12 protein-coding genes are annotated in these 13,320 nt (G+C 53.2%); 1 reads left to right on the top strand and 11 read right to left on the bottom strand.

The window, feature by feature from the left end; all coding sequences use genetic code 11:
- Positions 1 to 151 precede the first annotated feature (151 nt).
- The 6 genes from L975_RS03480 to L975_RS03505 are packed head-to-tail and all read right to left on the bottom strand — an operon-like array spanning position 152 to position 6,151.
- Positions 152 to 937, bottom strand: a complete 786-nt coding sequence (locus tag L975_RS03480; protein ID WP_047707203.1) for a LytTR family DNA-binding domain-containing protein — start codon at positions 935 to 937, stop codon at positions 152 to 154.
- Positions 937 to 2,070, bottom strand: a complete 1,134-nt coding sequence (locus L975_RS03485) for a sensor histidine kinase (protein ID WP_081995589.1) — start codon at positions 2,068 to 2,070, stop codon at positions 937 to 939. The genes L975_RS03480 and L975_RS03485 overlap by 1 nt, the downstream gene beginning before the upstream one ends.
- A complete protein-coding gene (locus L975_RS03490; RefSeq protein ID WP_218185544.1) occupies positions 2,070 to 3,383 on the bottom strand; it encodes a hypothetical protein in 1,314 nt (437 codons plus the stop codon). Before L975_RS03490 ends, L975_RS03485 begins: the two co-directional genes overlap by 1 nt.
- Positions 3,380 to 4,213, bottom strand: a complete 834-nt coding sequence (locus L975_RS03495; RefSeq protein WP_230400773.1) for an outer membrane lipoprotein-sorting protein — start codon at positions 4,211 to 4,213, stop codon at positions 3,380 to 3,382. Before L975_RS03495 ends, L975_RS03490 begins: the two co-directional genes overlap by 4 nt.
- Positions 4,206 to 5,480, bottom strand: a complete 1,275-nt coding sequence (locus L975_RS03500) for an ABC transporter permease (protein ID WP_047707204.1) — start codon at positions 5,478 to 5,480, stop codon at positions 4,206 to 4,208. The genes L975_RS03495 and L975_RS03500 overlap by 8 nt, the downstream gene beginning before the upstream one ends.
- Positions 5,468 to 6,151, bottom strand: coding sequence for an ABC transporter ATP-binding protein (locus L975_RS03505; protein WP_047707206.1), 684 nt, complete (start codon positions 6,149 to 6,151; stop codon positions 5,468 to 5,470). The genes L975_RS03500 and L975_RS03505 overlap by 13 nt, the downstream gene beginning before the upstream one ends.
- A 613-nt stretch (positions 6,152 to 6,764) precedes the next feature.
- Between L975_RS03505 and L975_RS03510 the strand changes: the two genes are divergently transcribed.
- Positions 6,765 to 8,087, top strand: a complete 1,323-nt coding sequence (locus tag L975_RS03510; RefSeq protein ID WP_047707291.1) for a Na+/H+ antiporter family protein — start codon at positions 6,765 to 6,767, stop codon at positions 8,085 to 8,087.
- Positions 8,088 to 8,219: 132 nt separating this feature from the next.
- On the opposite strand, the gene nanQ is transcribed toward L975_RS03510, so the two are convergent.
- The 5 genes from nanQ to L975_RS03535 form a co-directional block, all read right to left on the bottom strand.
- Positions 8,220 to 8,696: an N-acetylneuraminate anomerase gene (nanQ, locus tag L975_RS03515; protein ID WP_218185545.1), complete on the bottom strand. Its 477-nt coding sequence runs from the start codon at positions 8,694 to 8,696 to the stop codon at positions 8,220 to 8,222.
- 149 nt (positions 8,697 to 8,845) lie between these two features.
- Positions 8,846 to 10,327: a sodium:solute symporter gene (locus L975_RS03520; RefSeq protein WP_047707295.1), complete on the bottom strand. Its 1,482-nt coding sequence runs from the start codon at positions 10,325 to 10,327 to the stop codon at positions 8,846 to 8,848.
- A 44-nt stretch (positions 10,328 to 10,371) separates the two neighbouring features.
- Positions 10,372 to 11,298 (bottom strand): N-acetylmannosamine kinase, encoded by a 927-nt coding sequence (locus L975_RS03525; protein ID WP_047707209.1) that lies wholly within the window; start codon positions 11,296 to 11,298, stop codon positions 10,372 to 10,374.
- Positions 11,295 to 12,002 carry an N-acetylmannosamine-6-phosphate 2-epimerase gene (locus L975_RS03530; protein ID WP_047707213.1) on the bottom strand — a complete coding sequence of 236 codons (708 nt, stop codon included), beginning with the start codon at positions 12,000 to 12,002 and terminating at the stop codon, positions 11,295 to 11,297. Before L975_RS03530 ends, L975_RS03525 begins: the two co-directional genes overlap by 4 nt.
- A gap of 377 nt (positions 12,003 to 12,379) precedes the next feature.
- Entirely contained in the window at positions 12,380 to 13,252 is an 873-nt protein-coding gene (locus L975_RS03535; RefSeq protein WP_039045116.1) for a MurR/RpiR family transcriptional regulator, read from the bottom strand.
- Between the last annotated feature and the right edge of the window lie 68 nt (positions 13,253 to 13,320).

The following is a 13,320-nucleotide window of genomic DNA, read 5'->3' on the forward strand; positions in this document are numbered from 1 at the left end:
GAGTCATCGCTATGTAGACTCTACCTTCTGGTGATTCACACTGCGCGTTAACCAATCGCAGGCCGAACGTCAATGCACTTCAGTCGGCCTGCTCATCCGCACCTTCCCTGCACCACCTGCATACCTGATGCTTGGGCATATGACGTTCGGCTTACTTAAACAACCCTTGCTGCGCGCGGCTGACCGGTAATTTTTGCTCGCCAATATGTACAAACATGCGACCAGTGAGATCTTTTTTTACCTTGTCAATTTGCGCGACATTCACCACCACCGCGCGGTGAATTTGCCAAAACTGCGCAGGATCGAGTTGCGCCAGCAATTCGCGTAGCGATATGCGCAGCAGATACTCTTCCAACCCCTGCAATCCAGCACGAAATACCGAGATATATTTATCACTGGCGCGAAAATAGAGCACATCGGCTACCGCAATCAGGTGGATATCCTCACCTTTGCTGGCGCGTAACCAGGTTAAGTAGGTTGGCTTTTCCAGCATGCCTTGTAGCTTATCCCACAATAACGACAGCTCTTGCGGCTGAGCATGATGACTGGCGCTTCGATTACGCGCGATGCGCGCTTGCAGGCGCTGACAGCACTGCTGCAAACGCGTCTCTGACACCGGTTTGAGCAGGTAATCGACGGCATTTTCCTCAAACGCACGCACAGCAAACTCATCATAGGCGGTAATAAACACCACCAGCGGCACGCAAGGCAGCGTCTGTAAGCGGTGCGCCAAGGTCATGCCATCAAGTTGCGGCATCTTGATATCCAAAAACGCGATATCCGGTTGATGCTGTTCAATGGCGGTGAGTGCCTGTGAGCCATTGGCCGCTTGTGCCACGATATCCAGCGTCGGCCAGATTTCGGCCAAAGCCTGATTAAGGTGAAATCGCAGCAGTGGCTCATCATCAGCAATAATTGCGGTTACGGGTGTCTCCATTATTCCCCCTCCGGTAAGCGGCTGAGTTGCCGACGGTCAATGCGCAAAGTAGCCGTTACGCCGCCACGCGCATTTTGCTGCACGCGCAGCTCCCCCGCGCGGCCAAACAATCCGGCCAGCCGTTGACGAATGTTCTCCAGCGCAATATGACTGCCCGCTATCGCACGGCTTGCGGCGCTGTACGCATCACTATGGACATCACTCGCCGCATCACTCAAGTGCGGCGCCAGCCCAACTCCGTTATCACTGACCGCCAGCTCCAGCTGTTCATCTTGCAGTGAGAGAGAGATCTGCACTTCACCGCCTTCCGCTTTCGGCTCAATGCCGTGCACCACCGCATTTTCCACTAACGGCTGCAACAGCAAAGGCGGGAACTGGATTTGCCCCAGCTCGCTGTCCTGCGGCAAGCGATAAGTCAGACGCTCGCCTAAGCGGATCTGCTGAATTTCCAAATAAGCTTCCACCAACGCCAGCTCTTCGGCTAATGGCACTAAGGTCTGGCGGTGACGGCGTAACGATCCGCGCAGCAGCGCCGTTAATTTTCCCAACATCTGCTGTGCTGTCTGTGGCTCAACCATGATCAACGCATGAATGGTGGCCAAGGTATTAAATAAGAAATGCGGCTCAATCTGGCTTTGCAATTGCTTTAATTGACTTAACAGCAGCGCTTTATCCTGCTCAGTTTGCCGATGACGCGCTTCGGCCAGTGCTTGCTGCGCCAATCGCTGCTGTTCGCGGTGGTAAAAATAGAGCGAACAGACCCCAGTAAAGATGAACGCCAGCACCACGACCGGACGCATCGCGGTTAAATGCGCAAACTGCGGGTATTTGCTCAACATCGCGTAAGCACTGGCCGAGCCCACCAGCATAGACGTGGCGAGCGCGACCAGCGTGTGACGATGCTGCGGCCAATTGGGCAGACGCCAGTAGAGCAATAACGAGCACACCAGATAGCTGTAGCCATACCCGATGCTGATCATCAGGTGCTCTATCAAGGGGCTTGGCCAGATGGTCTGCGTAACTAAGGCCACCAACACGCAAAATAACGTCGTAAACAGGATGCTACTGCGGGCGTTGTACCAGCGCGGGGTCTTGACCGCCTTTAATGCGGCCAGCCAAAACGGGGTTCGCATCAGAATCGTCCTTTGAGATTAAGCAAAAACGTCAGTCGATCGGGGATCTGGGCATACACCGAGTGGCTGTCGCCACCGGCATAGCGCGCCACCAGCTCCAAGGCGCTCGATGACGCACCCGAGTCATGCAATTCGATATTCACGCGCGGCGTCAGCATGACCCCACCATCTTGCGGAGCATACAGCACATCAAGCGTGGGCGTGACGCGCGACAACAAATCTGAGCTCTGGCTCCAAGTCCAATTACGCCACGCACTTTTATCCAAACTCCAGTGCACTAACAGGTTATGCGCCATCAAGTTGGTGTGCTCAAATCCTTGTGCGTACGCCCCCGCTAATGCCGGCTGTTGTTGCGCTTGCAAACTGCCCACGCGCGCCAAGGCCTCTTGCCATTGGCTGTCACGCCAGCTGCGCCCGTCATACCAGTATTCGGCAATCACATTTTGACCGCTGCTCCCCGCCCAGTTAACCCCGATCAGGGCTTGCCCCGCATCGTGCTGCTCTTTGAGCTGTACCGGCTGATGACTCTCTTGCGGCAGTGCATATTGCCAGTAACGGCGCTGATACAGCGCAGAGCCATGCACTTCCCAACTGGCATTCAATACCGATACCCACGAAGCGCCGAGTAAGCCTTTGCGCACATCATCAACATAGCCAATCACTTGCCACTCACTATCGCCACTTAAGCGATAATGGCGCAGACCCACACCGCGCTGCTGGTTTTGGCGCTGCAATGGTGTGGTGCGCTGCTCGCTGACCCAAGAAGCATCGGTGGCTACCAGACTCCATTCGCCGGTCGCATCGTAGAGCGAAAGTAGCGCCACACCCGGCCCCTCTTCTACCTGAATACCGAGCGGATTTTGCTGATAGGGCAAAAACAGATCTAACGGACGATAACCATAGCCCACGCCCCAATCAAGACGGATTTTGCCGAGCGTCACATCCGCGTTGGTCTCTCCGAGCGTTAACGGACCTTGCCAAAAAAGCTCATACGGGATGAGATCCAGCTCAGTGTCCGCACTGTTCGGCGGCGCATTATCCTGCCATAGTGGATCGCCCACCAGTGCAAAGCGCCCCGTCCATTGCTGCCAGCGCGTTTGCACATCGAGCAATGCGCCAAAGGTTTGTTGCGCGTCACGCTTGTCTGTCCACGGCGTGGCGCGATGCTGAGTTTGGCTGGCGCTGAGCATCCAGTCCCATTCCGCGATCGGCATCGGCAGTGATGCAGCCTGCGCCCAACCACTGCCGAGCCCTACTGCACAGAGCATGCTGCCGAACATCCGCCGCGCGCCTCTACCGAACTTGCTGTTCACAACCCCGCTCCGTTTTGAATCAGATACGCCGGATTATAAAACCGATCATCTAATCGCTCAGGGCTGACCGATTGATAAACAATCACGGTCGATTTACCGTTTTGGATCCGATCTTGCAGCGTCATGCTGCGCACCCGCTCGCCTTGCACATCAAACCACGCTTGCTTGGCTAATTTGCCCGACTGCACATAGAGATCGGCTTTCACGGGATAGTGGCGGCCCTGCGCTAACCACAGCGTGATCGCCTGATAGCTAGCGCCGGGGGTTTTCGCGGTCAGCTTCAAACGCTCGGTGGCTACCGCGCTACCCTGTGGCGGCGTCACCGTTTCACGGCCATCGGCTTGCGCCTGATAATCATCACTCCAGGTTAGGGTTGAAATATCTCCCACTGACGCTTCCCCCAGCAGCTTTTGCATCGGGGTGATGCGAATAGGACGCCGACTTTTCGGCATCAGCAGCCAATAGTTATCCCCCAGCATCAGCATTTTTTGCCCCGCTTCCACGCTGGATTTAAACAGCACCAGTGATTCTCGGTTTTCACGCAGATAGACGTGATATTCACGGGTTTTATCCAACTTGCCGTCTTGGTACAAACTGACGTTGGAGATCACCTTGGCCGCATTACTTTGTAAGCGGTAGCGATCGGCCTCACGCACCATCGCTGCCACATCATCGGCATAGCTAACAGTGCTAGTGCACAGCGTGATCGCCGTACACACGACGAGTAACGCCCCTTGCCACCGAGGGCGAGCCGTTCTCTGCTCATTCTTCCCAAGCTGCGCACGCCCGCTTTGCTCGCGCATGTTGCCGTGTTCTATGAGGTTATACATAAGCCAACGCCTCCGTAATCGGTTTACGAACCCCTTTACGCGCCGACAGCCACGCCGCCAACACACAAATCACCATCACACCGGCTGCGCACAACAAAGCCAGCTGCCACGAAAAGTAAATATGCAGTGGATAGCCTGCACTGCGCCCAGGCGGGGCTGGCATTTGTACATCCGCCCACTGCAAGGTCAGGCTGGTCACGCCGGTCAACAGTGTCCCCAGCAGCGAGCCCAGTACCGCCAACCACACCGCTTCGCGAATAAATCCGCCGATAATGTCGAGCGGATAGGCCCCCAGCGCAGAAAGGGTACCGATCTCCCGAGTACGCTCGGTAACGGACATCGTGAGGGTGTTAAACAAGGCGACAAATACCACCAAGCTCATCACCCCGCCCATCACGCCAAACAGGCGATCGTAGAGGTCTTTGACTTTCTGATAGAAAAACGCCAATTTTTGCCACGGCGTGACTTCCAACGCCTGCGCCAAACCAAGATCCGTCAGTTGTTGATTAACCCACGGTGCAACAGCCTCGGTAGCGGCGGTGTTGTGCAGGTACAGCGACAGCGTGCTGACCTTATCGGACGCCAATAACTCCTGTGCGGCGTTCAAATGCAAATACAGCTGGCGTTCATCTACCTCGGGCACGCCGGAGGAGTAAATCCCCGCCACCCGAAAATCGAGCGCATTGAGCGCACCATCGGCGGTAGTCGACAGTAAGGTCACCGAATCGCCAACCCGCACGTTCAGGTTACGCGCCAGATCCACGCCCAACATCACTTGCGGATCGTCCACCTGTTTGGCGGCAGCGCCACTATTGCCCTTGGTGGGCTCGGTGAGCGTATGCCCTGAGCGCAGATCCAGAAATTCGCCCTTGAGGGTAAACTCCTGCGGCAAGACCCCCAGCCCCATAAAAATGGTCGATTTCGCCCCGTTGGAGATAAGCCCAGTCAGCTCAATACGTGGCCCAATGCCCACAATGGCGGGGTTAGCGCTCAATAGCCGGTTCATCTGCGGCGTAAAGTGCAGACCATTGGCCAGCGGCGTTTCTTCTTCACGCGCGAAGTAACCTTGCTGGCTGATGGTCAAATGACCGACATCACGCGCTGTCGACTCCCGCAGCGAATCATAGGTATACAAACCAAAGCCACCGGCACTGGTCAGCGCAAACACCGCGATGGCAATAATGCACACTGACAACACCGTGCGCCGCCGGTTGCGATACAGATTCAAGGCGGCAATGCGCCACAGCCGCCCCGTTAACTGGCCCATGACAAATCCTCCCCGACCAAGGTGCCATCCACTAACGTCAAGCAGCGATCACAGTGCCGCGCCATCCGCGCATCGTGCGTAGCCACCACAAAGGTGGTGCCGGTTTCTCGGCTCAATGCTTTCATCAATCCAACCACCTGCGCGGCGGTTTCACTGTCGAGACTGGCTGTGGGCTCATCGGCAATCACCAACTGCGGGCGATGGACTAATGCCCGCGCAATCGCTACGCGCTGCTGCTGTCCACCCGAGAGATGATCTGGGCGCTGGTGCAGCACGGTTTCTAACCCTACTCGGCACAACATCTCTTGCGCGCGCTGGCGCTGTACCTGCTCGCTACAGCCGTTGAGCTGTAAGGGATAGGCCACGTTTTCCCATGCGGTCATCACGGGGATCAGGTTAAAACGCTGAAAGACAAAGCCCAGTTGGGTGCGGCGTAGCATCGCTGCTTTACGCGCGTGCTGCGGATAACGTTGGCCATCAAGCGTCACCACGCCTTGATAATGTGGCTCCAGTAACCCCAACACATTCAGCAAGGTACTTTTGCCCGAGCCTGATGGCCCACACAGCGCCACCATCTCACCGCGGTGGATCTCCCCACTCACGCCGTTAAGCGCGGTAATCTCACGACTGCCCAGCGCATAATGTTTGGTGATGCCTTCAAAGCGCAACATTGGCCACCTCCGGCGTTGCGAGATACACGCAACAAATGACTCTGCTCAGTAACTCACGGTTGTGCATGATTGAACTCCTACATCCTGTATTGATGACAGCACTGTACAAGGTGCGAAGACACGCTATGTGGTTATGCGACGAACGGTAATTTAAGGGCGTGAATGGTGAGAATTGGGGTGCCAATCAACGGAACACATTGAGCATGCCAAGCGGCCTATGAGATTAAGAACGAGGAAAATCACAGGGTATGCGCCAAGAGGGAGCGTTTTATTGGCGCTATTAATCGGCAATGAAGAAAGGTGGTTAAAAATATCTCACTCACTACCCAGTGGCAGATAAATAACCGCATGTCACTATACTTATGCATATTATTGCGTTACAGTCATTCGGTTTATCTTACGCAATTTGCAAAACTATCATTTTATAAAAAACAAATTAAATTTATTAATGCAGGGAAATAAAAGGAATGGCTACTTTGCTTTACATCCATCTACGTTAACATCGCACATTTTTATCTCTTTGTGCTACGTACGCAGTAATTAATCACATGTATTGATGTTATTTGTTGTACCGCAGCGTTTGCTCACCTTGTTAAACCAAACAATTAAAAATATGAATCCTGTTATTGTCTCCGTTCTCGTTATGCTGCTGCTCAGCTTAGCCAGAATCAACGTTGTGATCGCCCTGACCACCTCCGCCATTGTCGGTGGATTACTGAGCGGTCATAGCTTACATGAAACTATTACTATTTTTTCCGATGGCCTCGGGGGTGGCGCTAATATTGCGCTGAGCTATGCCATGCTGGGGGCGTTTGCAGTTGCTATTTCTCGCTCGGGGATCACCGATTTATTGGCAAACACCATTATCCATCGCATTGGCGTTGCCCCGAGTGACAATAAAAAACGGTTATTTAAATATGTGATATTTCTTGCCATCACGGTGGTAGCATTACTGTCACAAAACGCCATTCCGATTCATATTGCCTTTATTCCGATTTTAATCCCGCCACTGTTACATGTGATGGATAAATTGCACATTGATCGACGCGCCATTGCGTGTGCAATCACCTTTGGTTTGATCGCCCCTTACCTTATTTTACCGGTCGGCTTTGGCAGTATTTATCTGCACAATATTTTACTTAATAGTATTGTCGATAATGGTATGGCAGTATCACCCGATCAGATTTATCAGGCGATGATTCTGCCAGTGCTGGGCATGTTTTTGGGCTTGCTGACTGCACTCTTTATTAGTTATCGCAAGCCGCGCCAGTACGATATTGCCAAAACATTGGAAGCCGAGCCAGAAACCGGCACCATCGATAAAAAGAGTATTGCCGTCTCACTGCTGGCCATTTTGGTGGCGTTAGGCGTGCAGATTTATACCGGCGCGATTATTTTTGGCGCGATGGTCGGCTTTTTTGTCTTTATCCTCGGTGGCGTAATTAGCTGGAAAAATACGCAAGATGTGTTTAATCATGGCGCGCAAATGATGGCCATGATCGGATTTATCATGATTGCTGCCTCGGGGTTTGCCGCCGTAATTAAAGCCACTGGTGGTGTGGAGGAATTGGTAAGCTCGATTCATAGCATTATCGGCTCTAACCGTGCGCTGGGGGCATTCTTAATGCTCTTGGTGGGTTTGTTGATCACCATGGGGATCGGCTCTTCGTTTTCCACCGTCCCCATTCTGGCCACCATTTATGTCCCGCTTTGTATCTCGCTGGGCTTTTCGCCTATTGCCACCATTGCGTTGGTCGGCGTTTCCGGCGGGCTTGGCGATGCCGGCTCTCCGGCTTCAGAATCCACCCTTGGCCCAACGGCAGGGTTGAATATTGATGGGCAACACGATCACATTTGGGACACCGTGGTGCCGACGTTCGTCCACTACAATATCCCGATGCTAGCATTCGGTTGGCTGGCGGCCATGGTGTTGTAACTTAATCCAGTGAAAATAAAACCGCCTCCTTGCCACACTAAGATGGATGGGAGGCGTTTTTTTTATTACCACTCGCGTTTATATTATCGCGATATTTTCAGCTATCTGAGTAATACGTTCTCAGTCACGGCTTTACAGTAGCGACTTATGCATTTTGATTACGGCTTTTTTCAATGCCGCCGGTTGCCCGATACAGCAGCCCGGCTTATGCGGTTGCTCTGGGAAAAAGACCGCAAACATACCCGGCGCCAACAGCACCTCAGACTCATCGCGCACTGACGCCACCAGATAATAATCATTTTCAGCGTCATAGGCTTTCGCTACTGGGTTATCACTATTTTCCAGCCCAAAACCAATACGCTCTGCGCCCGAGATCAGATACTGAATATCAATATATTCTTGATGCACTTCAGCCTGCTTTTGCTCGGCGGGCTGAGTATCAAATGCCATCACGTTGACATACAGCAAATCCCCTTCGATATCATGTCGCCCTACCGGCAAGCTTTGCATATCGGTTTGCTGCAAATAGTGAATCGCCTGCTTAAGCGCTACAGGCAAATAAGCGTAAGTGTGGGGTTGCTGGATATGACCAAAAATCATGCTGTACATCCTCGTCATCCATATATAGCAAGCGCTCTCACATCGCTATACATGCTAGAAAAAAACGGTCTGCCACCCTTTGTGTGTGAGCAGACCGGTAGGAGATAATCATTTACTCGGGTCAGAACAACTCAATGACTTACCCTATTAATCACGTGTTATAAAGACAGGGCTTCCACATTCTCCGGCTGCTTACAGCTCTTGAACAGTGGCGCGGTCAGATAACCCACGAAGACCACCATCATGGTGCCAATCGCCCCGTAGAAGAAGAAGTTCAGGTCAGTGAACGAACGTACCCACAAGATGGAAGCCACGGCGGCAATCACCCCAACCAGTGCACTGTTGGCATTGGCACGGCGAACAAAGATCCCCAGCATAAACAGACCGGTCATTGGGCCACCCATCAAGCCTAACAGGCTGTTGAACGCATCCCACAGTTCACTTTCGTTCGACATAATCAGATACGTGGAAGCCACCACCCCCAGCACACCGGCAATCACGGTCACCAGACGGCCACTTTTCAGGTTCTGCTCTGATGATTTGGCTTTACCAAAGCGGCTGTAAATGTCAGACGAGTAGCACGCCGAAATACTGTTCAAGCTGCTGGAGATACTGGATTGGGATGCCGCAAAGATAGCCGCGATAATCAATCCAGCCAGACCGGCAGGCATATCAGAGATAATGAAGAATGGCAGAATACCGCCGGTATTAAAGTTCTTCGGTAACAGCTCAGGATGCTGGCCATAGTAAGCATACAGTGCTGCGCCGATAGCGAAGAAGAACACCGGTACACAGGCGACCAATTTGGCATTGGTGATCAGCGCTTTTTTCGTTTCTTCAATAGAATCAGTCACGATATAACGCTGTACAACGTCTTGGCTGGCGGTGAACTGCTGCAAGCCAGAAAAGAAGAAACCAATCATCAGAACCGGTACGGTGCTGCTGGTCCAGCTCCAGCCCATTTGGCTCGCTGGGAAATACTTATCCGCAGCGGCGGATACCGCAAACACTTCGGTGATCCCACCATCGACCTTAAAGCAGATCATGATGAAGATTAACACCGCAGCGCCGGATAACATGATGCCTTGGATAACATCAGTCCAGATAACCCCTTCGATACCGCCGAGGAAGGTGTAAATAATACAGAGCACGCCAATCAGGAACACGATGGTCAGTGGACTCATATCCACAAACGGCATCAACGCCAATGCTGTCAAATAAGTGATGATCGCGATGCGGCCCACATGGAACAGCATGAACGAAATGCTGGCAAATAAGCGCATCCGAATATCAAAACGCTTTTCCAAATACTCATACGCCGAGGTCAGATTGAGCTTTCTGAAAAACGGGATGTAGTACATAAACACGAAAGGCAAAATCGCAATCGTAATGTACTGGCCAATCAGAAATGTCCAGTCACCGGTATAGGCTTTGGCCGGAATAGACATGAACGTGATAGAGCTCAGTGTAGTGGCAAACACACTGACCCCTGCCGCCCAGCCTGGAATACGTCCGCCCGCTTTAAAATAATCATCCGCTGATTTTTGGCGTTTCGCAAAATACACACCGACCAGCATAATCGCGGCAAGATAGCCGATAAGAACTAGATAGTTCAGCGTACCAAATGCATGCGTCTCCATGAGTATTCCTCTGTTCTGTGTAGAGTATAGGGTTAAGGCAATCGTTATTGTTGTGCCTGACTGTGCGCCGATGCCCACTGGGCTACGCCGATTAAACCGGCATCCGTGTGGCAACGAGCGGGTAATACCTGTGGTCGATAGAGTGCTGGCATGCGTGCCAACGCCTGTTCCACCAAGGCGATGTAGTTTTCTGCCAGCCCGACACCACCACCGATAACGATTGCATCGAGATCCAACGTAATGGTGAGGTTAGCGATAAGCTCCGCTACTGCGGCCGCAGAGCGTTCGATAATGGCTTGCGCCTGCGCGTCGCCTTGCAGATAGCGTTGATACACCTGCTGGCCACTGCAATCTGTACCGAACACCGCTTGTCCAGCCGCAGCTATCGCGCGACCCGAGGCGATGGCCTCAACGCAGCCGCGACGGCCACAACCGCACGTAGGCCCCTGCGGATCAGCCAGCATGTGACCGGCGTGTCCGGCAATGCCACGAGCACCCGTGATTAACTGATGGTTAAGCACCAACCCAGCGCCAACACCGGTCGACACGGTGATAAACGCCAGATCGGCAAACGACTGCTCGTAAGCCAGATATTCCGCCCAGGCCGCAGCCTGCGCATCATTAATGAGGTAAACGGGAAGACCGGTGATATCGGCAATCACGCTCTGCAAAGGGAAGCGATTCAATCCGCCCAAATTGTGTGGATTTAGCGCCGTCAACACGCCGTGATCAATAATGCCGGTCGACGCCACCGCCACGTAATCAGCCGAAGCCGCCAGCGGCCCCAGCAATTCGGTCAAGGTGGCAGTCAGTACCTGCGGATCACACGATGAGCGAGTTTCCGCCAGATGACGCGCCACAATACGTGGCGCAGACATGCGTGATGCAGACGACGAGGAGGTCGCGTCCATCTCAATCAAGGCCGCCGCCAGCTTGGTGCCGCCAATATCAACAGCCAGACAGATGGTCATGCTACGGCTCCGTGACGTTCGCTTTTCGCCCCATCCACGGCATCGGCAAACCAGCCACAAATATGCTCGATCCGCGTGATAGCCGAGCCCACCGTGACACAATCCGCACCGGCTAAAATCGCCTGCGCCGCCAGCTGCGGGCTGTTATAGCGCCCTTCAGCCATCACAAAGCATCCGGCTTGCTTCAGCGCGGTTACCAGCGCCAAATCCGGCTCCGCTGGCGTGACAGGACCGACATAACCGGACATGGTCGTACCGATAATTTCCACGCCCAGATGGAATGCCGCCATGCCTTCGGCATAATCGGAGCAATCCGCCATCGCCAGACAACCTGCGTCATGGATCGCCGCCACCAAGTCCGCAACACTAACCGGACGCTGACGCGCGGTAGCATCAATGGCAATAATGTCAGCACCGGCTTCAGCCAGCGCGCGGACATCATCCAGATACGGCGTAATGCGCACGGGGCTATCCGCTAAATCACGTTTCACAATCCCGATAATCGGAGCAGCGACTTTTGTCCGTGCCGCCTTAACGTTCTCAGCGCCCTCAATGCGTACGGCCACCGCACCACCGGCAATTGAGGCTTGCGCCATGGCGGCAATAATGGCGGGAGTGTCCATCGGACCGTCATCCACCGGTTGGCATGAGGAAACAAAGCCGGTCTTTAGCCGGGCCAGAACGGAGTGTGCATAAACTGACATAAAGTTTAACTCCAAGAATAAATCAGAGAATGAAGTTTTAATTCAATCTACTGCCAATGGAGTTAAACTTCAAAGAAGACAAGTTAAAATGGAGATGGACACCTCAGTTTTGATTCCCCTGAGGCTAAAAAATGAGAAGGCGGTTGGATTTTGACCGCAACGCCCACCGAAAATCCCGTAGAGAGAAACCCGTTCGATAGGCGTGGAGCGAATAACAGAACAGTAAAGAAGGAAGGAAGGAAGGAAGGAAGTAAAACTCCCTCCGCCAACGCCGAGCGATGGCCAGGGAATCAGGGCTGCGGTGAACGCGCGCAGCAAATCGCGGCGTTCACGAAACGATACTCATGAATCAATACTCACGGAGCAAGACTCCGCGCTTACACACCGAGTGCGCGCGTCGTGCGCTGTTTCTTATCCATCGAGCCAGTAATATCGTCTTTGACCAGCAAGGTATACAGCAAATCGAGCACATACAATTGCGCTATCTTGGTGCCGATGGAGTCTCCCTGCATCTGTCCTTGACGGTTACCGTTGAGCAAAACCGCATCGGCATACTCACACAGGGGCGATTTAGGATTGTGGGTCAACGCTACGGTATACGCCCCCGCCTCTTTGGCCAACTGCAGCGCCTTCGTGGTCTCCACCGACACGCCGGAGTGACTGATCCCGATCGCCAGATCGCCCGGCTGCAGTAGCGTGGCTTTCATGTACATAAAGTGGTTATTGGTCAGCGCATCCACATTAAAACCGATACGCATGAACTTGTTTTTCGCATCCTCCGCCGTTATGCCAGAGGAGCCCACGCCAAAAATATAGATCCCACGCGCCTCACGGATCTGGCGCGCCACTGTCTCTAAGGTCGGAAAACTGAGTAAATTTAAGGTTTCAGAGAGCACGTTATTGATGCCCTGCTGCAGCTTTTGCCCAATCAGCTCCACATTATCTTGCGGGGCGATGTCGGTATCTAAAATCGAGCGATCACTGTGGTGCAAAGAAGAAAGCTCGATGGCCAAATCCATCTTAAAGTCTTGAAAACCTTTAAAACCGAGCAAACGGCAAAAGCGAATGATGGTCGCCTCACCGGCATTCACTTTGTGTGACAGCTCCGCGATGGAGAGCTTGGTCACCTCTTCGGCATTATGCTGCACGAACTCGGCAATGCGGCGAGCAGACGGCGTCATGCTTTCAAACAGGCTTCCCATCATATCCAGAACTTTTCCTGTTTTTACCGGCAGGTGCTTGGCAACCATAAACTGCTCCACATCATGAACATAAATCCCTGATCTGATTCTTACATTTCACGCCGCGCTTGTGAAGT

The sequence above is a fragment of the Plesiomonas sp. ZOR0011 genome (assembly GCF_000800945.1).
Taxonomy (GTDB): domain Bacteria; phylum Pseudomonadota; class Gammaproteobacteria; order Enterobacterales; family CAMTGL01; genus Plesiomonas; species Plesiomonas shigelloides.